Source organism: Streptomyces macrolidinus (genome assembly GCF_023887685.1).
GTDB classification, from domain to species: domain Bacteria; phylum Actinomycetota; class Actinomycetes; order Streptomycetales; family Streptomycetaceae; genus Streptomyces; species Streptomyces macrolidinus.
In genome coordinates this window covers 190,904-214,370 of record NZ_JAMWMR010000009.1, presented here as the reverse complement: position 1 = coordinate 214,370, position 23,467 = coordinate 190,904, and the positions used below count along the sequence as shown (strand labels likewise).

Sequence of the window (23,467 nt, the reverse complement as noted above, 5' to 3'; positions counted from 1 at the left end):
GGTCTTCGCCAGCTTCGCCGCCCTGCACCTGATCGAGATGAAGCAGATCGGCTTCAGCCTCGCGGTCGCGGTCCTCCTGGACGCCTTCGTGATCCGTATGCTGGTTCTGCCGTCCCTGATGCTCCTGCTGAGCGAGGCCAACTGGTGGCCCTCCCGCGGAGTACGCCGTGCCCGCCGCAGCACCGAACAGGCCCCCCGCTCTCTGGAATCGGTAGGCTGATCGGCTCGACCGTCGGCCCCTCAACTCCCGTACGAACGAGGTGAATCACCGGGACTCAGTGGCAGCAGCAGCCAGGCGACCGGCTCACCCCGGACCGTACCGGCAGCTCCAGCCCGGCCTCGACGACCTTCTCCAGCGCGATGTTGATGAGATCGGCCGGGCGGTTCTTCGACACCGCCTCGCTCCGCATCACCGCCTCGGCGATCTTCCGGGCTTTCGCCTTGTCGTACGACAAGCCCGTCCGCTGCCGTACGGCGGTACGCTGCCGTTCCGCCGTACGGTTCGCGGCCCTCGGCATTGTGCCCTCCGGCAGGTCCACCGCGCGGCGGTCGAAGTCGACCACCGTCTCCGGGATCTCATCCAGCTTCGGCAAGCACGCCATCCGCTGGTACGACTTCAGCGTGAGCAACTGGGCCAGGAGGTGCTCGTCGCAGTCGGTCCGGGCGGCAGCCCACTCGACCTCGTCACGGCTCGTCAGGGATGGGCGGACGGCCTCGACGGCCTCGCCCGCACCTCCGGAGTCGACGTCGAAGGGGCATGACCCAGATACGCCAGAAACCCGCCGCGGGATGATCTTGCGTTGTTGAGGGCCTTGCCCCGTCACCCGTACGGACCAGTGTCGTTGGTGGTGATGTTGGATTCCGTCAGGGGCGGGGTGGGTTGTGACCTCGATCGAGAGGACCGCGCATCCGCGGTTCAAGCGGCTGATCACCGCGCTTGAGCTGCATCTGTTCTTCGCGGCCGAGGGCCCGTAGCGCCATGCGAGTATGCCGTCGGCGGTGTGCCGATACAGCTCGGTGATGACCATGGCTCGGATATCCGGGTCGGTGGAAGGCTGGAAACCCGTCCTCGGCAACAGGCCATGGGGATGTGCGCCCAATACATCAATCCGGTACATGGACTACTCTTGGTACATGTCCATGAAGCGCACCAACGTCTACGCCGACCCCGAGGACCTGGCCATCATCAAGGAGGCTGCCAAGCGCCGAGGCATAAGCGAGGCCGAGATCATCCGCCAGGGCATCCACCTTGCGGCCATGGCGAACAGGGTCTGGGACGAGCCGCTGTTCTCGCGCACCTTCGAGGGGCCGGGGCGCACGCTGTCCAAGTCGGAGGTCCGCGACACGGTCGCCGAGGCCGCCCGGCGTGAGACCGGCTCGGGCTCCGGATCCGCCGCGTGATCATTGTCATTGCCGATACGTCCGGCCTTCTGGCAGCCCTGGACTCGGCTCATCCGGAACACCGGGCGGCGAACGAAGCGATCATGGCGGCGGGCCTGCTGGTCATGTCCCCGCTCCTGCTGGCCGAACTGGATCACGTGGCGACGCGTGAGCTCGGCAGGGAGGCTGCCCTCAGCGCGGTCGACGACCTGCGGCGCTGGATGAGCCGGGGTCGTGTCGTCATGCCGGAGATCAACGAGGACCACCTGGGCGCCGCCCAGTCCGTCCGTGTCCGCTACCGCGCGCTCGACCTCGACCTCGACCTCGCCGACGCGGTGAACGTGGCGCTTGCCGCCGACTACGACACGGACGCGATTCTCACCCTCGACCGACGAGACTTCCGGGCCGTACGTCCAATGGGCCGCTACAAGGCGTTCCGGGTACTCCCCGATGATCTCCCGCTCTGACGCAGGTCCCTCAGCGGTCAAGTGCCCACTCCCGCAAGCGGCTTGCGCACCGCCCATGACGAGTCACGTGCAGGAACACGGACGGTTCGGTTCCCTTCGGCCTCGGGACGGTGAGTCCAGCAGCCTACGAGGCTCGGGAGGTCAGTCGTCGGAGGGCAGCTCGGGCGTCTCATCGGAACTTAGGGCGCACCAAGGGCACGCCACACCCGAATTGGACTAGACAACAAACAACCCCCGGGTCAATGACCTGGGGGTTCGAAATGGAGCGGGTGACGAGAATCGAACTCGCGCTCTCAGCTTGGGAAGCTGATGTTCTACCATTAAACTACACCCGCGTAAGACGCCTTGTGGAGCTGGCGTCGTGATGCTCGCTCACTGTACCCCATGTCGGACCCCCGGTGTCGAAGCCGTCGGGTCCGGTGTTGTTTCGGGGGTGGATCGGCCTGCGGGGGGCCGGAGTTGGGGCGTACGGTGGGGGTTCGGCAGAGGGGTCGTGCGGGGTCGGAGTGCCCCCTGGAGACTCGTCCCTTTGTTCCCGTAATGTGGCTTTCATCGTCCGTCACGCCAGTGGGACGAAAGCTCTTGGGGAAGGGACTCTGAGGACTTGATGGAGCGCACCGTCGTCCGTTGTGCCGAGGGGCACGTGTTCACTACCGCTTCGTTCCCGATGCAGCAGGCCGGCCGTCTCGGGCCCGGTCGGCTCGTCCGGTGTCCGCGCTGTGCCCGGCTCCGCAGTGCGGTGCCGGTGACGCTGGAGAAGCAGTAGCGACATAGCGGTGCGGGCGCGCGGAGTCGTCACGATTGTGGTGGCTCCGCGCGCCTTGCGTATTCTCGGGGGGTGCTTCTCTCAGACAAGGACATCCGGACCGAGATCGACAAGGGGCGGGTCCGGATCGACCCGTTCGATCCGACCATGGTGCAGCCCTCGAGCATCGACGTGCGGCTCGACCGCTACTTCCGGGTGTTCGAGAACCACAAGTACCCCCACATCGACCCCTCCATCGAGCAGGCCGACCTCACGCGGCTCGTCGAGCCGGAGGGCGACGAGCCCTTCATCCTCCACCCCGGGGAGTTCGTCCTCGCCAGTACGTACGAGGTCATCACCCTGCCCGACGACCTCGCGTCGCGGCTGGAGGGGAAGAGTTCCCTCGGGCGGCTCGGGCTCGTCACGCACTCCACCGCCGGGTTCATCGACCCCGGCTTCTCCGGACACGTGACGCTCGAACTGTCCAATCTCGCGACCCTCCCCATCAAGCTCTGGCCGGGCATGAAGATCGGGCAGCTCTGCATGTTCCGGCTCAGCTCGCCGGCCGAGTACCCGTACGGCAGTGAGCGGTACGGTTCGCGCTACCAGGGGCAGCGTGGACCCACACCCTCCCGCTCCTTCCTCAACTTCCATCGGACCCAGGTGTGAGCGAGATCATGACGAACGACATACGAGAGAACCTCAGCTACGAGACGTTCGGGCGCGCCGTCCGCGAGCTGGCCCAGACCATCGCCGACGACGGCTTCGAGCCCGACATCGTGCTCAGCATCGCGCGTGGCGGAGTGTTCGTCGCGGGCGGTCTGGCGTACGCGCTGGACTGCAAGAACATCCACCTGGTGAACGTCGAGTTCTACACGGGTGTGGGCACCACGTTGGAGATGCCCGTCATGCTCGCGCCCGTCCCGAACGCGATCGACTTCACCGACAAGAAGGTGCTGATCGCCGACGACGTCGCGGACACCGGCAAGACGCTGAAGCTGGTGCACGACTTCTGCCTGGAGACCGTCGCCGAGGTCCGCTCCGCGGTGATCTACGAGAAGTCCCACTCGCTCGTGAAGTGCGAGTACGTCTGGAAGCGTACGGACGACTGGATCAACTTCCCCTGGAGCGTGGACGAGCCGGTCGTGAAGCGGGCCGGGCAGGTGCTCGACGCGTAGGTCCGCGAGCCGGGCCCAGCCGTCGTCGGTACGCGGGTCGGAGCGTCGAGGAGCGTGTGGCCGGGGCTGAGGCCCCGGCCCTGTCACGTTCCCGACGCCCTCTAGGGCCTGTCGTCACATTCCCGTCTGCCCCGCGGCGCCCGGCACGCACTCTCGCCGCACCGGACGAAAGCCCACGTACGTCCAGTACGAGGGCTTCCGCCCGGCACGCCGAGAGCACGCACCAGACGCCGCGGGGCCGCTCTGCGGGCGACGACGGGAATGTGACGACAGGCCCTAGAACGTGCCCAGCTTGATGATCGACAGGATCGCGATCAACTGGATCGCCGATGCGCCCAACGCCTTGGGCCACGGCAGATCATGGGACTTGGAGACCATCAGGGTCAGCAGCGCGCCGGCCGCCACCCACGTCGCCCAGCCCAGGAGTTGGACGAAGGCCGCGTCGCCGCCGAAGAACATCGCGACGAACAGGCGGGGCGCGTCCGTGAGGGACATGATCAGCATCGAGAGGCCGACCGTGGGCTGCCAGGCGCCGTCGCCGCCGAGCTGACGGGCCAGGGTGTGGGTCACCACGCCCAGGATGAACGAGCTGAGCGACATCGCCACGGCCGTCGTCAGCACGATGGGTATCGCGTTCGCCAGGGTGGCGTTGATCGCGTCCTCACGGGCGTTGTCGAAGCCGAAGACCGCGAGCAGGCCGTACAGGAACGTCACGATCAGGGCCGGGCCCCACATCGTGTAGTCCCGCATCTGCAGGAACGTGCGGTTCGGGGACGTCACGACGCCCGGCAGCAGCTCCTTCCAGTGCAGGCGCGGCCCGATCGGCGGAGCGGCGGCCTGGCCCGCGCGGTAGGTCTCGCCGTCGCTGTACGGGTCCTCGCCCAGGGCGAACGCCTGCGTGTGGCCAGGGTTGTTGGCCGCGTACGGGTCCGCGGGGTGTTGGTAGCCCGGATCGGCGTTGCCGAAGTACTCCGGCTCGCCGTGCCCCTGCGGCTCCTGCCACTGCGGCTGACCGCCGTAGGGCTGTGGTCCGCCGTTCTGCTGCTGCGGCGCGGCGGGGTAGCCGTACGAGGGGCCCTGAGGGGCCTGCTGTCCGTACGGAGGATGTTGCGGTCGCCCTTGAGGAGCACGGTCCGGCCGGCCGTGCCCGTTCCTGAATCCAGCCACGCCTTCGAACGTACCTGGTTCCGGAGGGTGACGTACCGGCCCGGGGCCGGGGGAGCGGCATTGCGGCCGAGCTGTGACATCCCCTAAGGGGCCCGAGGCCGAGAATCAGGGGGCGCTCGTGGCCTCTTGGGGTTTGGGGGCGGTGAGCGCGCGTACGGTCGCGTACGGGGCGGATCCGCCCCCTCCCGCTTGTGCCGTACGCGGCGGAGGCCGGAGTCGCGTGGTGCGACTCCGGCCTCCGGACTCTGTTCCGCTGTGCTGCGGGAACGTCGGCTACTTCACCGGCTCGGGCTCCGGCTCGCTCGACGTCTGCTCGTCGTCGCTCGGGTCGGCAGGCGTCCTGACGGAGTCGAGGAGCAACTGGGCGACGTCCACGACCTGGATGGACTCCTTGGCCTTGCCGTCGTTCTTCTTGCCATTGACCGAGTCGGTCAGCATGACGAGGCAGAACGGGCAGGCCGTCGAGACGATGTCGGGGTTGAGGGAGAGGGCCTCGTCGACGCGCTCGTCGTTGATGCGCTTGCCGATCCGCTCTTCCATCCACATCCGGGCGCCACCGGCGCCACAGCAGAAGCCGCGCTCCTTGTGGCGGTGCATCTCCTCGTTGCGCAGGCCCGGGACCTTGCCGATGATCTCGCGCGGGGGCGTGTAGATCTTGTTGTGGCGGCCCAGGTAGCACGGGTCGTGGTAGGTGATGATGCCCTCGACCGGCGTGACGGGGAGCAGCTTGCCCTCGTCCACGAGGTGCTGGAGCAACTGCGTGTGGTGGATGACCTCGTAGTCGCCGCCGAGCTGCGGGTACTCGTTGCCCAGGGTGTTGAGGCAGTGCGGGCAGGTCGCGACGATCTTCTTGGCCGACTTCGGCTTCTTCGTCGCCGGGTCGTCGTCGTCCTCGCCGAACGCCATGTTCAGCGCGGCGACGTTCTCCATGCCGAGCTCCTGGAACAGGGGCTCGTTGCCCAGGCGGCGGGCGGAGTCACCGGTGCACTTCTCGTCGCCGCCCATGATCGCGAACTTCACGCCCGCGATGTGCAGGAGTTCGGCGAACGCCTTCGTCGTCTTCTTGGCGCGGTCCTCCAGGGCACCGGCGCAGCCGACCCAGTACAGGTACTCGACCTCGGACAGGTCCTCGATGTCCTTGCCGACGACCGGGACGTCGAAGTCGACCTCCTTGGTCCACTCCAGGCGCTGCTTCTTGGCCAGGCCCCAGGGGTTGCCCTTCTTCTCCAGGTTCTTGAGCATCGTGCCCGCCTCGGACGGGAACGCGGACTCGATCATCACCTGGTAGCGGCGCATGTCGACGATGTGGTCGATGTGCTCGATGTCGACCGGGCACTGCTCGACACAGGCGCCGCAGGTGGTGCAGGACCACAGGACGTCCGGGTCGATGACGCCGTTCTCCTCGGCCGTGCCGATCAGCGGGCGCTCGGCCTCCGCGAGCGCGGCGGCGGGGACGTCGGCGAGGGCCTCGGCCGAGGCCTTCTCCTCGCCCTCCATGGTCTTGCCGCCACCGGCCAGCAGATACGGGGCCTTGGCGTGCGCGTGGTCGCGCAGCGACATGATCAGCAGCTTCGGGGAGAGCGGCTTGCCGGTGTTCCACGCCGGGCACTGCGACTGGCAGCGACCGCACTCCGTGCAGGTGGAGAAGTCCAGCAGGCCCTTCCAGGAGAAGTGCTCGATCTGGGAGACACCGAAGACGTCGTCCTCGCCGGGGTCGGTGAAGTCGATCGTCTTGCCGCCGGAGGTCATCGGCGGCAGGGCACCGAGGGCCGTACCGCCGTCGGCCTCGCGCTTGAACCAGATGTTGGGGAAGGCGAGGAAGCGGTGCCAGGCGACGCCCATGTCGGTCTTCAGGGCGACCGTGATCATCCAGATGAAGGAGGTCGCGATCTTCAGGCCGGCGAAGAAGTACGTGAGGTTCTGGAGCGTGGAGAGGTCCATGCCCTCGAGCCAGGAGACCACTGGGTACGAGAGGAAGAACGAGGCCTCGTAGCCGTCCACGTGGTGCTGGGCGCCTTCGAGGGCGTGCAGCATGAAGATGCAGACGCCGACGATGAGGATGACGCACTCGACGAAGTACGCCTGGCCGAAGTTGGAGCCGGCGAAGCGGGACTTGCGGCCCGGCTTGTTCGGCTTGCTGAGCTGGCGGATCACGATCAGGGCGAGGATGCCGATGATCGTCATCGTGCCGATGAACTCGACGTAGACGTTGTACGGGGCCCACTCACCGAGGATCGGCAGGATCCAGTCGGCCTGGAAGAGCTGGCCGATCGCGTTGACGATGGTCAGCAGGAGGGTGAAGAAGCCCACCGCCACGAACCAGTGCGCGACGCCGACGACGCCCCAGCGGTTCATCCGGGTGTGGCCGAGGAACTCCTTGACCACGGTGAGGGTGCGCTGCTTCGGATCGTCGGTGCGGGTCCCGGCGGGCACGGGCTGGCCGAGCCGCATATGGGCGACGATCTGTAGGACGGCGCGGCCGAACAGTGCCACGCCGACCACGATCAGTACCAGCGACACGATGATCGCGGCGAGTTGCATTGGGGCTCCTCGGGCCTGCGAGGGGGTTTCCTCCCTCCGATGTACGTCCTGTGTACCTCGAAGGGCAATTACTAAGCGGTAACTTATGCAGTCCGTCTGAGACTACCCATATCTCTGGCGCACTGTAATGCCGTGAGCGGTGATCTGCGTCGCTGTGGGAACCCTTGCCTCCCGGTCCGCCGGTCCGAGCCGCCCCTCCCGTCCGACCGAAACGAACGCGCCACGGGACGTCCCGGTTCGGAGCCTGCCCGTCGAGGCGGAACTCGTCCGTTCCGGCGTCCGTTGCTGTTGCTGTGTGGCGTCGAACATAAGTTGAGTCGGGCTGACTCAGGTCTGTTGACGCCGGGCCGGGGTGTCGTGCATCCTTGAGCCTGTTCCACTCAAGTCAGTTGGAGGAATCGAAATGGCACGTGCGGTCGGCATCGACCTGGGCACGACTAACTCCGTCGTCAGCGTTCTGGAAGGCGGCGAGCCCACCGTCATCACCAACGCCGAGGGCGCCAGGACCACGCCGTCCGTCGTCGCCTTCGCGAAGAACGGCGAGGTGCTCGTCGGCGAGGTGGCCAAGCGTCAGGCGGTCACCAACGTCGACCGGACCATCCGGTCCGTGAAGCGCCACATGGGCACCGACTGGAAGATCGAGCTGGACGGGAAGACCTTCAACCCGCAGCAGATGTCGGCCTTCATCCTCCAGAAGCTGAAGCGCGACGCCGAGGCCTACCTGGGCGAGAAGGTGACCGACGCGGTCATCACCGTCCCGGCCTACTTCAACGACTCCGAGCGTCAGGCGACGAAGGAGGCCGGCGAGATCGCGGGCCTGAACGTCCTGCGCATCGTCAACGAGCCGACCGCGGCGGCGCTGGCCTACGGCCTCGACAAGGACGAGCAGATCATCCTCGTCTTCGACCTCGGCGGCGGCACCTTCGACGTGTCCCTGCTGGAGATCGGCGACGGTGTCGTCGAGGTGAAGGCCACCAACGGTGACAACCACCTCGGTGGTGACGACTGGGACCAGCGCGTCGTCGACTACCTGGTGAAGCAGTTCCACTCCGGCCACGGCGTGGACCTCTCCAAGGACAAGATGGCCCTCCAGCGCCTGCGTGAGGCCGCGGAGAAGGCCAAGATCGAGCTGTCCTCGTCCACCGAGACCTCGATCAACCTGCCCTACATCACGGCCTCCGCCGAGGGCCCGCTGCACCTGGACGAGAAGCTCACCCGGGCGCAGTTCCAGCAGCTCACGGCGGACCTCCTGGAGCGCTGCAAGACGCCGTTCCACAACGTCATCAAGGACGCCGGCATCTCCCTCGGCGAGATCGACCACGTCGTCCTCGTCGGTGGCTCGACCCGTATGCCCGCCGTCGCCGAGCTCGTCAAGGAGCTGACCGGTGGCAAGGAGGCCAACAAGGGTGTGAACCCGGACGAGGTCGTCGCCATCGGCGCCTCGCTCCAGGCCGGTGTCCTCAAGGGTGAGGTCAAGGACGTCCTGCTCCTCGACGTGACCCCGCTGTCCCTCGGTATCGAGACCAAGGGCGGCATCATGACCAAGCTGATCGAGCGCAACACCACGATCCCGACCAAGCGGTCCGAGATCTTCACCACGGCCGAGGACAACCAGCCGTCCGTGCAGATCCAGGTCTACCAGGGCGAGCGCGAGATCGCGGCGTACAACAAGAAGCTCGGGATGTTCGAGCTGACCGGTCTGCCGCCGGCCCCGCGCGGTGTCCCGCAGATCGAGGTGTCCTTCGACATCGACGCCAACGGCATCATGCACGTCACGGCGAAGGACCTCGGCACGGGCAAGGAGCAGAAGATGACCGTCACCGGCGGCTCCTCGCTGCCGAAGGACGAGGTCGACCGGATGCGCCAGGAGGCCGAGCAGTACGCGGAGGAGGACCACCGTCGCCGCGAGGCCGCCGAGGTCCGCAACCAGGGCGAGCAGCTCGTCTACCAGACGGAGAAGTTCCTCAAGGACAACGAGGACAAGGTCCCGGCCGAGGTCAAGACCGAGGTGGAGACCGCCGTCGCCGAGCTGAAGGAGAAGCTCAAGGGCGAGGACACCGCCGAGATCCGCACGGCCACGGAGAAGGTCGCGGCCGTCTCGCAGAAGCTCGGCCAGGCCATGTACGCCGACGCCCAGGCCCAGCAGGCCGCGGGCGGTGCCGCCGCCGGTGGTGCCGGGGCCAAGGCGGACGACGACGTGGTCGACGCCGAGATCGTGGACGACGAGCGCAAGGACGGTGCCGCGTGACGGAGGAGACCCCGGGCTTCGAGGAGAAGCCCGACGTCCCCTCCGGCGCCACCCCTGAGGACGCCGAGCCGAAGGCCGCCTCCCCCTCTTCGGAGGAGGCGGCGGCCCCGGCGGGGGACGCACAGTCCGCCGGACTGGTCGCCGAGCTGGACCAGGCCCGTACCGCGCTGAACGAGCGCACCGCGGACCTCCAGCGGCTCCAGGCCGAGTACCAGAACTACCGGCGCCGCGTCGAGCGCGACCGGGCCGCGGTCAAGGAAATCGCCGTCGCGAATCTCCTGAACGAGCTGCTGCCCGTGCTCGACGACATCGGCCGCGCACGGGACCACAGCGAGCTGGTCGGCGGGTTCAAGTCCGTCGCCGAGTCGCTGGAGACCGTCGTGGCGAAGATGGGTCTCCAGCAGTTCGGCAAGGAGGGCGAGCCCTTCGACCCGACGATCCACGAGGCCCTGATGCACTCGTACGCGCCGGACGTGACGGAGACGACCTGCGTCGCGATCCTCCAGCCCGGGTACCGCTTCGGCGAGCGCACCATCCGCCCCGCGCGGGTGGCCGTCGCCGAGCCGCAGCCGGGGGCGCAGACGGTCAAGGCCGAGGAGACGGGCGAGGCGGCCGACGACAAGGAGAACGGTGGCCCGGACGAGGGCTGACGTAGTCACGCGGATCCACGGGGAGATCCCTTCGGAGCTCCACGCGGAAAGGAAGGAGGGGCGTCGGGGATGAGCACCAAGGACTTCATCGAGAAGGACTTCTACAAGGTCCTCGGCGTCCCCAAGGACGCCACCGAGGCCGAGATCAAGAAGGCGTACCGGAAGCTCGCCCGTGAGTTCCACCCGGACGCCAACAAGGGCAACGCCAAGGCGGAGGAACGTTTCAAGGAGATCTCCGAGGCGAACGACGTCCTCGCCGATCCCAAGAAGCGCAAGGAGTACGACGAGGCCCGCGCCCTCTTCGGCAACGGTGGCTTCCGCCCCGGACCCGGAGCGGGTGGTGGCTCGTTCAACTTCGACCTCGGCGATCTCTTCGGTGGTCAGGGCGGCGGCGCCGGAGGCAACTTCGGCGGCGGTATCGGCGACGTCTTCGGCGGCCTGTTCAACCGCGGCGGCGGCGCGGGCACGCGCACGCAGCCGCGGCGCGGCCAGGACGTGGAGTCCGAGGTCACGCTGAGCTTCATGGAGGCGGCGGACGGCGCGACGGTACCGCTGCGCATGTCCTCGCAGTCCCCGTGCAAGGCCTGTTCGGGCACCGGCGACAAGAACGGCACCCCCCGGGTGTGCCCGACCTGTGTCGGCACCGGACAGGTGGCGCGCGGCTCGGGCGGCGGCTTCTCGCTGACCGACCCGTGCCCGGACTGCAAGGGCCGCGGTCTGATCGCGGAGAACCCCTGCGACGTCTGCAAGGGCAGCGGCCGGGCGAAGTCGTCCCGGACGATGCAGGTCCGCATCCCGGCCGGGGTGTCCGACGGGCAGCGCATCCGCCTGCGCGGCAAGGGCGCACCCGGCGAGCGGGGCGGTCCGGCCGGTGACCTGTACGTCGTCGTCCATGTGAACGCGCACCCGGTCTTCGGTCGCAAGGGCGACAACCTCACGGTGACCGTGCCGGTGACGTTCGCGGAGGCGGCGCTCGGCGCCGAGATCCAGGTGCCCACCCTCGGTGGGCCCCCGGTGCGGCTGAAGCTGCCCGAGGGCACACCCAACGGGCGCACGATGCGCGCCCGCGGCAAGGGCGCGGCCCGTACGGACGGCACCCGCGGTGATCTGCTGGTCACCGTCGAGGTGAGTGTCCCGAAGGATCTGTCGGGGAAGGCTCGTGAGGCGCTGGAGGCGTATCGCGAGGCGACCGCGGGAGAGGATCCGCGCTCGGAGCTGTTCCAGGCCGCGAAGGGAGCATAAGGAGATGGACGGCCGTCGACGCAACCCGTACGAACTGACCGAGGAGACCCCGGTCTACGTCATTTCGGTGGCGGCCCAGCTCTCCGGTCTGCACCCGCAGACCCTGCGCCAGTACGACCGTCTGGGCCTGGTGTCCCCGGACCGTACGGCCGGCCGGGGCCGGCGCTACTCGGCCCGCGACATCGCCCTGCTGCGCCAGGTGCAGCAGTTGTCGCAGGACGAGGGCATCAACCTGGCCGGTATCAAGCGCATCATCGAACTGGAGAACCAGGTCACCGCACTTCAGTCCCGCGTCGCGGAGCTGGAGTCGGCGCTGGACGGCGCGGCGGCGACGATGCGGCAGCGCGAGGCCGCCGTCCACGCCTCCTACCGCCGCGACCTGGTGCCGTACCAGGAGGTGCAGCAGACCAGCGCGCTGGTGGTGTGGCGGCCCAAGCGGCAGCAGCATCCGTCGGAATGACGCGCTGAGACAGTCCGTACGAACGCCCGGCCGGGGATTCCCGGCCGGGCGTTCGGCGTCGGGAACGACGGTGCCGACGGCGAGTGTGACAGGAGTCATATCCCCCTCTCGGGAGGGGCGGCGGCCGTGAGCGGGCCGCGCGGAGCCGTCGGGCGCGCGCGTGCATGTGTGCCGGTGCGAATCCGCGACGCCGGGCGTGTGGCGTGAGACGTGCTGAACGACGTTGCGCCGTAAGGCAGTTGACGAGGTGCTGCGCGACGCGTCGGCCCAGGTCGGAGTGAAGTGCCCGGTGCGCGGGGGGAGGTGAAGGCCTCTCACGTGAAACTCCCTTGAATTTCACACTGCTTCCACGCCGTCCCTGTTGCCATCTCGTTAACCGGTACTCCTTGACGGTGCCCACCGTCGCCGCGTTGGCTTTCAGCCACCTGGGTCGCAATGCTGCTCCCCCGCCCGGAAGGCACCTGATGTGAACGCTCGTACCACTCGTAGGACCGCTGTGCGCCGTATCTGTACTGTCCTGGCAGCCTCCACGGCGGCCTTCTCCCTCACCGCGTGCGGTGTCTTCGGCGGCGGGGACGGCGACTCCGTGACGAAGAAGGGCAACGACATCACGGTGGGCCTCCTTCTGCCGGAGAAGGAGAACAAGCGCTACGAGAAGTTCGACTACCCGATCATCAAGAAGCAGGTCGCCTCGCTCACCGCGAACCAGGGCCGGGTCAGCTACGCCAACGCCGAGGCGGACGCGGCCAAGCAGAGCAGGCAGCTCGACCAGATGATCACCGACAAGGTGGACGTGGTGCTGCTGGACGCCGTGGACGCCCAGGCCATCGCGCCGAAGGTGAAGAAGGCCAAGGACGCGGGGATCCCGGTCATCGCCTACGACCGGCTCGCGCAGGGCCCGATCGACGCGTACATCTCCTTCGACAACGAACTCGTCGGCGAGGTGCAGGCCCGCGCGATCCTCGAGGCGCTCGGCGACAAGGTGGCGGGCAGCAAGGTCGTCATGATGAACGGCGCGGACACCGACCCCAACGCGGCGCAGTTCAAGAAGGGCGCGCTCAGCGAACTCCAGGGCAAGGTGAACATCGTCAAGTCCTACGACACCAAGGACTGGAAGCCGGAGAACGCCAAGGCGAACATGGTGCAGGCGATCCAGTCCGTGGGCGTCGGCGACATCGCCGCCGTCTACTCGGCGAACGACGGCATGGCGGGCGGTGTCATCGACGCGCTGAAGGCGGCGGGCGCGAGCAAGATGCCGCCGGTGACGGGGCAGGACGCCGACCTGGACGCGGTGCAGCGGATCGTCGCGGGCAGCCAGTACATGAGCGTGTACAAGTCGTACCGCGAGGAGGCGAACACCGCCGCGGAGATGGCGGTGGCCAAGGTCCAGGGCCGCTCCATCGAGTTCGACGCGCTGACCCGCGACAAGGTCGACAGCCCGACGCAGAAGCGGATCCCGGCGATGCTCGTGCCCGTCGTCGCCCTCAAGAAGGACACCATCAAGGAGACGGTCCTCCAGGACGGCGTCTACACCGTCGAGGACATCTGCACCGCTCCCTACCGTTCGGCCTGCGCGGCGATCGGTCTGAAGTAGCCTCCGGGCCTGTGCCGCCCGGTCGGCCCGCCGCAGCGTGACGGAAGGTTCTGCGGCGGGAAGATTCCCGGATGTTCCGTGCGGATTCCGGGCGTTGACGGGGCGGAGCCGTGTTGCGGAGGCGGGCGGGGCCGCGCATAGTTGCGCTGCGAAGGCGTGCGGGGCGCGACGGGAGCGCCGTACGGGTGCGTGTCAGGGACGGCACCGGCACGTCGCGTCGCGCAGACGCCGAAGCCAGGAACGGAGCCAGGGGTGGAAGATGGCCGGGCACGGGTCGGACACGCATCCGCACGGTGCTGACCGGCTCTGCGAGGCCGGACACGCCCTGTACTCCCGGGCGGTGAGCCGCGGCCGGGTGCCCCGCGCCGACGCCGCGGCGGTGCCCTGCCTGCTGGAGCTGGGGCTGCTGCACCCCGACCCCGACGACATGGACCGGCTGGTGCCGACCTCCCCGCAGGAGGTCATGACCCGGCTGCTGCGCGGCGTGCACAAGGAGGTGCGCGCGAGCCAAGCGCGGGTCGGGACGGCGGTCGCCGCGGTCGAGTGGTACGCCGGGCTCGGCGGCCGGGAGCAGGGTCCGGCGAAGGGCATGGCGATCCGCGTCCTGGACGGGCTGGCGCGGATCCGGGCCTCGATGGACGAGGCGACCGAGCGCTGCACGAGCGAGGTGCTGGCGGTGCAGCCGGGCGGGATCCGCCGCGAGGACGAACTCACCGAAGGGCTCCACCGGGCCCTGGAGATGCGCCGCCGGGGCGTGCGGATGCGCGACCTGTACACCCATGTGGCCCGGCACGGCCAGGGACTGCGCACCTATATGGAGCTGATGGGCGACGCGGCCCAGGCGCGCACCCTGGACGAGGTGCCCGAGCGGCTGATCCTCTTCGACCGCACGGTCGCCTTCATCCCGGCCAACACGGACCGTACGGTCGCCCTCGAACTGCGCCACCCGGCGCTGATCAACTACTTGGTGACGGTCTTCGAGCGGCTGTGGCAACTGGCGATCCCGCTGACGTCCCCGCTGCCGGAGACGGGGATCGACGGCATCAGCCTGCGGGAGCGCTCGATCGCGGCGCTGCTCGCGGAGGGCCACCAGGACGCGGTGATCGCCGAACGCCTGGGGATCAGTGTGCGGACCTGCCGCGCGCACATCGCCCGTCTCTCGGAGACGTTGGGCGCGGCGAGTCGTACGCAGTTGGGCGTCCGTATCGCCCAGGCGGGCCTGGACGGACCCCCGCGCCCGCGGCCCGTCCCGGCCCCTGGTGTTCCGGAGGGCCCGGCCGGTCTGTGAGCGCGCTCAGGAGTCCGGGTTCAGGATCCCCGACCGGGCGATGAGGAAGCCGAGTTGGGCGCGGCTGCCGCTGCCGAGGGCCGTGGCCAGCTTGGCGATATGGGCGCGGCAGGTGCGGACGTTCATGCCCAGGCGCCGCGCGATGGCCTCGTCCACATGGCCCTCCACCAGGAGTTTGGCGATGGAGTGCTGGATGTCGGTGATGCCGTCGGGGGCGGTCTTGTAGGGGGCGCCCGCGGTCAGCGGGACCGCGCGGTTCCACATGAACTCGAAGACCTTGATGAGGTAGCGGACGAGCCCGGGGTGGCGCAGCTCCAGTGCGACCTGCTGGTCGTCGCGGGTGGGGATGAAGGCGACGGTCTCGTCGCAGATGATGAGGCGCTCCACGAGTTCGTCGATGGTGCGGTACTCCACCTTGCCGTTGGTCAGCCGGGAGACATAGGCGAGTTGCCCGAAGTTGAACCGGACCGTGTGCTGATACAGCGTCTGGATGCGCACATCACGTTCGACCAGGGCCTTGTCGCGGTCGAGCCCCTGGAGGACGGTGCGTTCGGAGAAGCGGTTGCTCGGCTGGACGGTGAGCACCTTGCTCTGGCACTGCGTCGTGGCGAGGTCGAGCGCGGCGTTGATGCGGTCGCTGCCCTCCAGCACCGAGATCGAGTGGGTGTTGGCCGTGGTCTGGGCGCTGAGTGCCATGAACGGCTCGAAAGCTTCGGAGAGTTGGACGGACCGTCGCCGGTTCTCCGCTATCTCGCGCTCGATGGGGTTGAGGCGCTGCGCCAGGGCGACGGCCGGCGGGACGGGGCGCAGCCAGTCCGGGTCGTCGGGGTCGGGGTAGAGCAGGGCGAACTCGATGAGGCAGGGCGCCGGTTCCACGTCGCGGCGGGCGATGCGTCCTGAGCGCAGGGCGTCCGCATAAAGTCGGCCACCTGTGTCGCACAGTTCGGTTGCCGTATGGGGATGTGTCGCATTGGTCTGATTCGCTGGCAAATCTCCACCCCCCAGGGTCCTGAACATGCAGGAACATGATGCACCGATCGTGTGGCCATGACGTGCCCGAATGAGCCATCGTCGTATCGGACGGGGGAAAGGGGACTCTCAAGTGAGGACGAAGCTGACAATGGGAAAGAAAACGCTTCGCTCGGTACTTGTCGCCGCCTTCTCCGCCGCTGTGGCCTTTGGAGCACTTGGTGGCCTCTCTGCCGCGAAGAGTCATCTTCCGGCGGATACGAAGTGGCCGGTTTCGGCAGACAGCAAGTCGCCGGTTTCGCCCGTGGACACGAAGTGGCCTGGTGACACCAAGTGGCCAGTGGTGCAGGCGGACACCAAGTGGCCCGGTGACACGAAGTGGCCGGTGGTGCAGGCGGACACGAAGTGGCCCGGTGACACGAAGTGGCCTGTTTCGCCCGCCGGTGACACCAAGTGGCCGGTCGTGCCCGCGGACACGAAGTGGCCGGGAGACACCAAGTGGCCGGTGGCGCAGGCGGACACCAAGTGGCCGGTTTCGCCCACGGACACCAAGTGGCCGGTGATCCAGGCGGACACCAAGTGGCCCGGTGACACCAAGTGGCCCGTATCGCCCGCGGACACCAAGTGGCCTGTGTCGCCCGCCGGTGACACGAAGTGGCCGGTCGTGCAGGTGGACACGAAGTGGCCCGGTGACACCAAGTGGCCCGTGTCGCCCGCGGACACCAAGTGGCCGGTGAACGCATCCACGGCATCGGCAGACCAAGCCTGGAGCTGACGTGACCACCCCTCCCGACGATCGCTCGTTCCGGCGCGAGATGGCCACCGCCTACCGCTCCGGCTGGCACTTCATCGACCTGGCCACCGCGATACCTCACAGCGGTGACTCGTTGATGGTGACTGTGTTCGGGGAGCCGGTGGTGGTCACCCGCGACGAGGACGACGACGTACGGGCGTACCGGCTCATGCGGCGGCCTCGGGGGGCGCCGCGTCCCGTCCGGTGTGCCATACGGTACGGAATGATCTTTGTGAACCTCGACCAGCGCGACCATCGGCTGGCACAGTCCGAGACCCCGGACGTACGCACTCTCTCAGCTACCCCCCGCAGCGCCTGACGCGATCCCCCGTCGCAAAAATCGCTCAGGTGCTTCCCCCCGCAGCGGCGTCACCGTGACCTGAACACGGTGACGCCGCTGTCGTTTCCCCGCGTACACGACCCCGCGGTCACCCGCCCCGCCTCGCCGCTCGTACGGCAGCGGGGCGTTCGCCTGCCCGGGTCGGATCGGAACTCGAACCGATCCCCCTCCCTCCCCCCACCTTGAGTGGAATAGACTCAACTTTGTGCACGTTGCTCAAGTCATCGTGCGAGTGGAGACGGCTGAGCGCTGCCGGACGCAAGGAGGAGAACGCGAACGTGGACGCCGAGCTGACCAACAGGAGCCGGGACGCGATCAACGCGGCAACCAACCGTGCCGTGGCAGAGGGGCACCCGGACCTCACCCCCGCCCACCTGCTCCTCGCGCTGCTCGAGGGGCAGGACAACGAGAACATCATCGATCTGCTGGCCGCCGTGGACGCCGACCAGGCGTCCGTACGCGGCGGCGTCGAGCGCGTGCTGGCCGCGCTGCCGAGCGTGACCGGCTCGACCGTCGCGCCGCCCCAGCCGAACCGCGAGCTGCTCGCCGTGATCGCCGACGCGAGCAAGCGCGCCAAGGACCTCGGTGACGAGTACCTCTCCACCGAGCATCTGCTCATCGGGATCGCCGCGAAGGGCGGCGCCGCGGGCGACGTACTCTCCCAGCACGGCGCCGACGCGAGGAAGCTGTCGGACGCGTTCCAGAAGAGCAGGGGAGGACGCCGGGTGACGACCCCGGACCCGGAGGGCCAGTACAAGGCGCTCGAGAAGTTCGGCACCGACTTCACCGCCGCCGCGCGCGAGGGCAAGCTGGACCCGGTCATCGGCCGGGACCACGAGATCCGTCGCGTCGTCCAGGTGCTGTCCCGCCGCACGAAGAACAACCCGGTCCTCATCGGTGAGCCCGGCGTCGGCAAGACCGCCGTGGTCGAGGGGCTCGCCCAGCGGATCGTGAAGGGCGACGTGCCCGAATCCCTCAAGAACAAGCGGCTGGTCGCGCTCGACCTGGGCGCCATGGTCGCGGGCGCGAAGTACCGCGGTGAGTTCGAGGAGCGCCTGAAGACCGTCCTCGCCGAGATCAAGGACTCCGAGGGCCAGATCATCACCTTCATCGACGAGCTGCACACGGTCGTGGGCGCCGGTGCCGGAGGCGACTCCGCCATGGACGCCGGCAACATGCTCAAGCCGATGCTGGCCCGCGGTGAGCTGCGCATGGTCGGCGCCACGACCCTGGACGAGTACCGCGAGCGGATCGAGAAGGACCCGGCCCTGGAGCGGCGCTTCCAGCAGGTGCTGGTCGCCGAGCCGACCGTCGAGGACACCATCGCGATCCTGCGCGGGCTCAAGGGCCGCTACGAGGCCCACCACAAGGTCCAGATCGCGGACAGCGCGCTGGTGGCCGCGGCCACCCTCTCCGACCGCTACATCACCTCCCGCTTCCTGCCCGACAAGGCGATCGACCTGGTGGACGAGTCGGCGTCGCGGCTGCGGATGGAGATCGACTCCTCCCCGGTCGAGATCGACGAACTCCAGCGCTCTGTCGACCGGTTGAAGATGGAGGAGCTGGCGCTGAGCAAGGAGACCGACCAGGCCTCCAGGGAGCGCTTGGACAAGCTGCGCCGCGATCTCGCGGACAAGGAGGAGGAGCTGCGCGGCCTGACCGCCCGCTGGGAGAAGGAGAAGCAGTCCCTCAACCGCGTCGGTGAGCTGAAGGAGCGCCTGGACGATCTGCGCGGCCAGGCCGAACGCGCCCAGCGCGACGGTGACTTCGACAGTGCCTCCAAGCTGCTGTACGGCGAGATCCCCACCGTCGAGAAGGAGTTGGAGGCCGCCTCGCAGGCCGAGGAGGAGGCCGCCAAGGACACGATGGTCAAGGACGAGGTCGGCGCCGACGACATCGCCGACGTCGTCGCCTCCTGGACCGGCATCCCCGCCGGACGCCTCCTGGAGGGCGAGACACAGAAACTGCTGAGGATGGAGGAGGAGATCGGCAGGCGGCTCATCGGCCAGAGCGAGGCCGTCCGCGCGGTCTCGGACGCCGTACGCCGCAGCCGTGCCGGTATCGCCGACCCGGACCGCCCGACCGGCTCGTTCCTCTTCCTCGGCCCGACCGGTGTCGGCAAGACCGAACTGGCCAAGGCGCTCGCCGACTTCCTCTTCGACGACGAGCGGGCGATGGTCCGCATCGACATGTCGGAGTACAGCGAGAAGCACAGCGTCGCCCGGCTGGTCGGCGCCCCGCCCGGATACGTCGGCTACGAGGAGGGCGGCCAGCTCACCGAGGCGGTGCGCCGGCGCCCGTACAGCGTGGTCCTGCTGGACGAGGTGGAGAAGGCGCACCCCGAGGTCTTCGACATCCTGCTCCAGGTGCTGGACGACGGGCGGCTGACGGACGGCCAGGGGCGGACGGTCGACTTCCGCAACACCATCCTGATCCTCACCTCGAACCTGGGCAGCCAGTTCCTCGTCGACCCGCTCACGAGCGCCGCGGAGAAGAAGGAGCAGGTGCTGGAGGTCGTCCGGGTGTCCTTCAAGCCGGAGTTCCTCAACCGGCTGGACGACCTGGTGGTCTTCTCGGCCCTGGAGAAGGACGAACTCCAGCGGATCGCCCGGCTCCAGATCGACCGGCTCGCGGCGCGGCTGGCCGAGCGGCGGCTGACCCTGGAGATCACGCCCGAGGCGCTGGCCTGGCTCGCGGACGAGGGCAACGACCCGGCGTACGGCGCCCGCCCGCTGCGCCGCCTCGTCCAGACCGCCATCGGTGACCGTCTCGCCAGGGAAATCCTGAGCGGCGAGATCAAGGACGGCGACACGGTCCGGGTGGCCGCCTCCGGCGACGGCCTGACCGTGGGCCCGGCGACCGGGAAGACGCTGTAGGACCGCGGCGCGGGGGTACCCGCGCCTTGGCGGCCGGGTCGTGTCAGCCCTTGGCTGACACGACCCGGTCAGGTCTTGCCACCCCCCGCCCCGGATGAGGGAGGATGGCGGAATCCGTACGAAGGGAAGAACACGGTGAGCATCGACCCGTCCTCGATTCCGAATTTCGGGGGCCAGCCCGAACCGCAGCCGCAAGGACCGGCGGGCCCCGTCGTTCCGGATCAGGACCTTGTGAAGCAGCTCCTGGACCAGATGGAGCTCAAGCACGTTGTCGACGAAGAGGGTGACCTCGTCGCGCCGTGGGAGGAGTTCCGCACGTACTTCATGTTCCGCGGCGAGGGGGAGCAGCAGGTCTTCTCGGTGCGGACGTTCTACGACCGGCCGCACAAGATCGACGAGAAGCCGCAGTTGCTGGAGTCTCTCGACGACTGGAACCGGCGCACCCTGTGGCCCAAGGTCTACACCCACACGCATGACGACGGCACCGTCCGTCTCATCGGTGAGGCGCAGATGCTGATCGGCACGGGTGTCAGCCTGGAGCACTTCGTCTCCTCGACCGTGAGCTGGGTGCGGGCCGCCATCGAGTTCGACCGGTGGCTCGTGGAGCAGCTCGGCCTCGCCGAGGACGTCGACGGCACGAACGGCACGGACAGCCCCGAGGCCGACGAAGAGTAGGGGTCCCGAGGACCCCGGAGGAGAGCCCGGCCGGAGCGCGCGTCACCACGACGGCGTGCCCCGGCCGGGCTCTCGTCGTCCGCGTCCGCGCCGGGCGCCCGCGGCGGGCGCGAGGTTACCCACAGGCTGTGGACAGACCTCGCGCCCGGCAACCCCGTCAGTCCGCCGCCCGTCAGTCCGCCGGCGCCGTGAGCCGCTGGACCGCCTCCTCCAGGACCTCCGTGCGCTTGCAGAAGGCGAAGCGGACGAAGGGGGCGCCCGCCTCGCGGTGGTCGTAGAAGACCGCGTTCGGGATGGCGACGACCCCCGCGCGCTTCGGCAGGGCGCGGCAGAAGGCGAAGCCGTCGCTCTCGCCGAGGGGGCGGATGTCGGTGGTGACGAAGTACGTGCCCGCGGGCCGGAACACCGAGAAGCCGGCTCGGGCGAGCCCCGAGGCCAGCAGGTCCCGCTTGGCGCGCAGCTCCGCCCTGAGCGCCTCGTAGTAGCTGTCCGGGAGCGCGAGCGCCTCGGCGACGGCGTACTGGAACGGCCCGGACGACACGTACGTCAGGAACTGCTTGGCCGAGCGGACCGCGTTGACCAGCGCGGGCGCGCCCGTCACCCAGCCGACCTTCCAGCCGGTGAACGAGAAGCTCTTGCCGCCGGAGGAGAGGGTCACGGTGCGCTCGCGCATCCCGGGGAAGGACGCGAGGGGCAGGTGCTCGCCGTCGAAGACCAGATGCTCGTAGACCTCGTCGGTGACGACGAGCAGATCGCGCTCGACGGCGAGGTCCGCGATCGCCTGCAGCTCGTCCCGCGTGAGCACGGTGCCGGTGGGGTTGTGCGGGGTGTTGATCAGCAGCAGCCGGGTGCGGTCGGTGACAGCGTCCCGCAGTTCGTCGAGATCCAGCCGGAAGACGGCGTCCGGTCCGCCGTGCGGGCGCAGGGTGACCGGCACGCGCCGCCCGCCCGCCATCGCGATGCAGGCGGCGTACGAGTCGTAGTACGGCTCCAGGGCGATCACCTCGTCGCCGGGTTCGACCAGCGCCAGCAGGGTCGCGGCGATCGCCTCGGTCGCGCCCGCGGTGACCAGCACCTCGGTGTCGGGGTCGTAGGTGAGTCCGTACCACCGCTGCTGGTGCGCGGCGACGGCCGTCCGCAGTTCGGGGACGCCGGGGCCCGGCGGGTACTGGTTGCCGCGCCCGTCGCGCAGCGCCCGCACGGCGGCCTCACGGATCTCTTCCGGTCCGTCCGTGTCGGGGAATCCCTGTCCGAGGTTGATCGCCCCGGTGCTCAGGGCGAGGGCCGACATCTCGGCGAAGATCGTCGTCCCGAACTCGGCGAGCCGACGGTTGAGGAGGGGGCGCGCGCTGGAGGTCATGGGCGCCATCCTGCGCCCAAGCTCTGGAGTTCCTCAACTCTGCTTCGGCGGGTGGGACATGGGGCATTCCCTGGTCACGAAGGGATCCGCGACGGGTCGCTTCGGGGAAGCGAAGGCCGGGGGAGACGAAAGGGGGGACGGCGTCATGATCGTCCGTATCGGACTGGCGGTCGTCGGCATCGTGGTGGTGTTCCTGGTGGTCAGGAGCCGTAGGACCAAGCGGGTTCCGCAGCGGCCGGTGGGGCGCGGGACGTCCGCGCGCGGGTCGGTGCGCGGGTCGGCAGGGTCGGCGCGGGGCGGGAAGCGGCTGCGCGGCGGCAGCGGCAGCAGCGGCAGCAGCGGCGGCAGCGGCAGCAGTGGTGGCACCGGCGGCGACAGCGGGAGCTGGTGGGCGGGGTCCGACAACGATTCGTCGTCGGGCGGACATTCGGGTGGCCACTCGGGCGGACATTCGGGCGGCCACCACTCCTGCGGTGGCGGCGGCCACTCCTGCGGTGGAGGGTCCTCGTGCGGCGGGGGCGGAGGGTGCGGCGGCGGGAGCTGACACCGCCGGGAGCCGGACGCGTCACTCGTCCGGCCGGGCGCGGGAGCGCACGTCAGCGGTGTCACACACAGGGCGTGCGCCCGGCAGCGCGCGGGATCGGGGCGTACGCCACCCCGTCCCGCGCTTCGGGCGTACGCCTTGGCCGAGCGGGTGCGCTGGGGAGCCCTCAGTGAGATGAAAACCGTACGGACTTGGGTAAAAACGCTGTTGCGGCGGCGCAGTTCGTGGTTCGCTCTCACTCATCAACGCAGCCCCCGGAGGCCCTGCGGACCCCATGACCGCAGCGCTGCTCCGGACCGGGCCCACCCGGACGTTCCGCCCGGTCGGCAGAGTCAGAGTCGGCCGATCCCCGGTGCCCGACCGGGTGCGCTGGAACCCCTCCCCCTGTGTGTCCTAGCGGAGCCGATCCATGCTCACGACCCTGAACACCTCCTACACCGATACCCGCGCGGCCGACCTCGCCTGGGCCCTGGGCCGGGAGCCGCTGCCCGCGCTGGCCACGCTCGAACTCGAACTCTCCGGTGCGCAGCTCCAGTTGAGACTGCTCGGCGCGTCCCACCAGGTGCTCCTCAAGGAGGCGCGGGGCACCTGCTCGGAGACCGTGGCCTGCATCCCCGGCTCCAGCACGCCGCTGCCGCTGGGGGTCGCCGAGCGGGTCGGCGACTGGGAGTACGAATTCGCGGCCCGGGTCGAGGTCCTGTCCCCGCCCTCCTTCGAGGGCCGGGCCCAGGAACTGCTGGCCCTGGTCTCAGACCATCCCCACGGCCTGGCGGGTGTCTTCCCCGGCAGTCCGCACGCGTTCACGGCCATGGTGGCCCAGCGCCGCGAGGGCCAGGTCCAGTGGCGCACGTGGCACGCGTACCCGCAGGACAGCCAGTTGGTGGCGACGCGAACGCGGGTGGACGTTGAGGGGCGGGCGGAAGTCCACACCTGTGGGTGACAAGGTGCCT

The 23,467-nt window shown here is 68.9% G+C and carries 22 protein-coding genes and 1 tRNA gene; 16 read left to right on the top strand and 7 right to left on the bottom strand.

Annotation, left to right across the window (positions count from 1 at the left end):
• A partial coding sequence (locus NGF19_RS13890) for an MMPL family transporter (RefSeq protein WP_252425168.1) occupies positions 1-220 on the top strand: 220 nt, incomplete at its 5' end.
• Between the two features lie 55 nt (positions 221-275).
• Here NGF19_RS13890 and NGF19_RS13885 read toward each other — a convergent pair.
• Entirely contained in the window at positions 276-824 is a 549-nt protein-coding gene (locus tag NGF19_RS13885; protein ID WP_252425167.1) for a DUF4158 domain-containing protein, read from the bottom strand.
• Between the two features lie 310 nt (positions 825-1,134).
• Between NGF19_RS13885 and NGF19_RS13880 the strand changes: the two genes are divergently transcribed.
• Positions 1,135-1,401: a ribbon-helix-helix domain-containing protein gene (locus NGF19_RS13880; protein ID WP_252425166.1), complete on the top strand. Its 267-nt coding sequence runs from the start codon at positions 1,135-1,137 to the stop codon at positions 1,399-1,401.
• The gene (locus tag NGF19_RS13875; protein WP_252425165.1) at positions 1,398-1,847 is read left to right on the top strand and encodes a PIN domain-containing protein; all 450 of its coding nucleotides are present in this window, start codon (positions 1,398-1,400) and stop codon (positions 1,845-1,847) included. The genes NGF19_RS13880 and NGF19_RS13875 overlap by 4 nt, the downstream gene beginning before the upstream one ends.
• Before the next feature lie 261 nt (positions 1,848-2,108).
• Here NGF19_RS13875 and NGF19_RS13870 read toward each other — a convergent pair.
• Positions 2,109-2,182: transfer RNA gene (locus NGF19_RS13870), tRNA-Gly, on the bottom strand.
• Positions 2,183-2,685: 503 nt separating this feature from the next.
• On the opposite strand from NGF19_RS13870, the gene dcd reads away from it, so the two are divergent.
• Both dcd and NGF19_RS13860 read left to right on the top strand, forming a co-directional pair.
• Positions 2,686-3,261 (top strand): dCTP deaminase, encoded by a 576-nt coding sequence (gene dcd, locus NGF19_RS13865; RefSeq protein ID WP_252425164.1) that lies wholly within the window; start codon positions 2,686-2,688, stop codon positions 3,259-3,261.
• Positions 3,262-3,269: 8 nt separating this feature from the next.
• Positions 3,270-3,770 (top strand): phosphoribosyltransferase, encoded by a 501-nt coding sequence (locus tag NGF19_RS13860; RefSeq protein ID WP_252425163.1) that lies wholly within the window; start codon positions 3,270-3,272, stop codon positions 3,768-3,770.
• A 276-nt stretch (positions 3,771-4,046) separates the two neighbouring features.
• Here the strand turns inward: NGF19_RS13860 and NGF19_RS30970 are convergent, their stop codons facing one another.
• Complete coding sequence (locus NGF19_RS30970; RefSeq protein WP_252425162.1) at positions 4,047-4,937, bottom strand: YIP1 family protein; 891 nt, start codon at positions 4,935-4,937, stop codon at positions 4,047-4,049.
• A 273-nt stretch (positions 4,938-5,210) separates the two neighbouring features.
• Positions 5,211-7,478, bottom strand: coding sequence for a (Fe-S)-binding protein (locus NGF19_RS13850; RefSeq protein ID WP_252425161.1), 2,268 nt, complete (start codon positions 7,476-7,478; stop codon positions 5,211-5,213).
• A gap of 403 nt (positions 7,479-7,881) precedes the next feature.
• Between NGF19_RS13850 and dnaK the strand changes: the two genes are divergently transcribed.
• From dnaK to NGF19_RS13820, 6 genes are all read left to right on the top strand, one after another.
• A complete protein-coding gene (gene dnaK, locus NGF19_RS13845) occupies positions 7,882-9,726 on the top strand; it encodes a molecular chaperone DnaK (RefSeq protein WP_252425160.1) in 1,845 nt (614 codons plus the stop codon).
• Positions 9,723-10,376 carry a nucleotide exchange factor GrpE gene (gene grpE, locus NGF19_RS13840; RefSeq protein ID WP_252425159.1) on the top strand — a complete coding sequence of 218 codons (654 nt, stop codon included), beginning with the start codon at positions 9,723-9,725 and terminating at the stop codon, positions 10,374-10,376. Before dnaK ends, grpE begins: the two co-directional genes overlap by 4 nt.
• A 69-nt stretch (positions 10,377-10,445) precedes the next feature.
• Positions 10,446-11,618: a molecular chaperone DnaJ gene (gene dnaJ / locus NGF19_RS13835; RefSeq protein ID WP_252425158.1), complete on the top strand. Its 1,173-nt coding sequence runs from the start codon at positions 10,446-10,448 to the stop codon at positions 11,616-11,618.
• A 4-nt stretch (positions 11,619-11,622) separates the two neighbouring features.
• On the top strand, positions 11,623-12,078 hold the full coding sequence (locus tag NGF19_RS13830; RefSeq protein WP_252425157.1) for a heat shock protein transcriptional repressor HspR: 456 nt from the start codon (positions 11,623-11,625) through the stop codon (positions 12,076-12,078).
• Positions 12,079-12,544: 466 nt separating this feature from the next.
• A complete protein-coding gene (locus NGF19_RS13825) occupies positions 12,545-13,672 on the top strand; it encodes a sugar ABC transporter substrate-binding protein (protein ID WP_252425156.1) in 1,128 nt (375 codons plus the stop codon).
• Between the two features lie 259 nt (positions 13,673-13,931).
• Positions 13,932-14,960: a helix-turn-helix transcriptional regulator gene (locus NGF19_RS13820; RefSeq protein WP_252425155.1), complete on the top strand. Its 1,029-nt coding sequence runs from the start codon at positions 13,932-13,934 to the stop codon at positions 14,958-14,960.
• 6 nt (positions 14,961-14,966) lie between these two features.
• Here NGF19_RS13820 and NGF19_RS13815 read toward each other — a convergent pair whose 3' ends face one another.
• The gene (locus tag NGF19_RS13815; protein ID WP_252425154.1) at positions 14,967-15,977 is read right to left on the bottom strand and encodes a helix-turn-helix domain-containing protein; all 1,011 of its coding nucleotides are present in this window, start codon (positions 15,975-15,977) and stop codon (positions 14,967-14,969) included.
• A 256-nt stretch (positions 15,978-16,233) separates the two neighbouring features.
• Between NGF19_RS13815 and NGF19_RS13810 the strand changes: the two genes are divergently transcribed.
• The 4 genes from NGF19_RS13810 to NGF19_RS13795 all read left to right on the top strand — a co-directional run bounded on the left by NGF19_RS13810 (position 16,234) and on the right by NGF19_RS13795 (position 20,613).
• Complete coding sequence (locus NGF19_RS13810; RefSeq protein ID WP_252425153.1) at positions 16,234-16,704, top strand: hypothetical protein; 471 nt, start codon at positions 16,234-16,236, stop codon at positions 16,702-16,704.
• Positions 16,705-16,744: 40 nt separating this feature from the next.
• Positions 16,745-17,041 carry a Rieske (2Fe-2S) protein gene (locus NGF19_RS13805; protein WP_252425177.1) on the top strand — a complete coding sequence of 99 codons (297 nt, stop codon included), beginning with the start codon at positions 16,745-16,747 and terminating at the stop codon, positions 17,039-17,041.
• A 299-nt stretch (positions 17,042-17,340) separates the two neighbouring features.
• Positions 17,341-19,938 carry an ATP-dependent chaperone ClpB gene (gene clpB, locus NGF19_RS13800; protein ID WP_252425152.1) on the top strand — a complete coding sequence of 866 codons (2,598 nt, stop codon included), beginning with the start codon at positions 17,341-17,343 and terminating at the stop codon, positions 19,936-19,938.
• Between the two features lie 135 nt (positions 19,939-20,073).
• Positions 20,074-20,613 (top strand): type III secretion system chaperone family protein, encoded by a 540-nt coding sequence (locus tag NGF19_RS13795; protein WP_252425151.1) that lies wholly within the window; start codon positions 20,074-20,076, stop codon positions 20,611-20,613.
• Between the two features lie 172 nt (positions 20,614-20,785).
• Here the strand turns inward: NGF19_RS13795 and NGF19_RS13790 are convergent, their stop codons facing one another.
• On the bottom strand, positions 20,786-21,982 hold the full coding sequence (locus NGF19_RS13790) for a pyridoxal phosphate-dependent aminotransferase (RefSeq protein ID WP_252425150.1): 1,197 nt from the start codon (positions 21,980-21,982) through the stop codon (positions 20,786-20,788).
• A 24-nt stretch (positions 21,983-22,006) separates the two neighbouring features.
• Positions 22,007-22,378 (bottom strand): hypothetical protein, encoded by a 372-nt coding sequence (locus tag NGF19_RS13785; protein ID WP_252425149.1) that lies wholly within the window; start codon positions 22,376-22,378, stop codon positions 22,007-22,009.
• Between the two features lie 548 nt (positions 22,379-22,926).
• Here NGF19_RS13785 and NGF19_RS13780 point away from each other — a divergent pair.
• A complete protein-coding gene (locus NGF19_RS13780; protein WP_252425148.1) occupies positions 22,927-23,457 on the top strand; it encodes a DUF2617 family protein in 531 nt (176 codons plus the stop codon).
• Positions 23,458-23,467 lie beyond the last annotated feature (10 nt).

Excerpts from the sequence above, each read along its gene's own strand:
- NGF19_RS13790 (WP_252425150.1), bottom strand. The coding sequence starts at position 21,982 with ATGGCGCCCATGACCTCCAGCGCGCGCCCCCTCCTCAACCGTCGGCTC.
- NGF19_RS13880 (WP_252425166.1), top strand. The coding sequence starts at position 1,135 with ATGTCCATGAAGCGCACCAACGTCTACGCCGACCCCGAGGACCTGGCC.
- dnaK (WP_252425160.1), top strand. The coding sequence starts at position 7,882 with ATGGCACGTGCGGTCGGCATCGACCTGGGCACGACTAACTCCGTCGTC.
- NGF19_RS13860 (WP_252425163.1), top strand. The coding sequence starts at position 3,270 with ATGACGAACGACATACGAGAGAACCTCAGCTACGAGACGTTCGGGCGC.
- NGF19_RS13820 (WP_252425155.1), top strand. The coding sequence starts at position 13,932 with ATGGCCGGGCACGGGTCGGACACGCATCCGCACGGTGCTGACCGGCTC.
- NGF19_RS13830 (WP_252425157.1), top strand. The coding sequence starts at position 11,623 with ATGGACGGCCGTCGACGCAACCCGTACGAACTGACCGAGGAGACCCCG.
- dnaJ (WP_252425158.1), top strand. The coding sequence starts at position 10,446 with ATGAGCACCAAGGACTTCATCGAGAAGGACTTCTACAAGGTCCTCGGC.
- NGF19_RS13815 (WP_252425154.1), bottom strand. The coding sequence starts at position 15,977 with ATGTTCAGGACCCTGGGGGGTGGAGATTTGCCAGCGAATCAGACCAAT.
- NGF19_RS13780 (WP_252425148.1), top strand. The coding sequence starts at position 22,927 with ATGCTCACGACCCTGAACACCTCCTACACCGATACCCGCGCGGCCGAC.
- NGF19_RS13850 (WP_252425161.1), bottom strand. The coding sequence starts at position 7,478 with ATGCAACTCGCCGCGATCATCGTGTCGCTGGTACTGATCGTGGTCGGC.
- NGF19_RS13805 (WP_252425177.1), top strand. The coding sequence starts at position 16,745 with ATGGCCACCGCCTACCGCTCCGGCTGGCACTTCATCGACCTGGCCACC.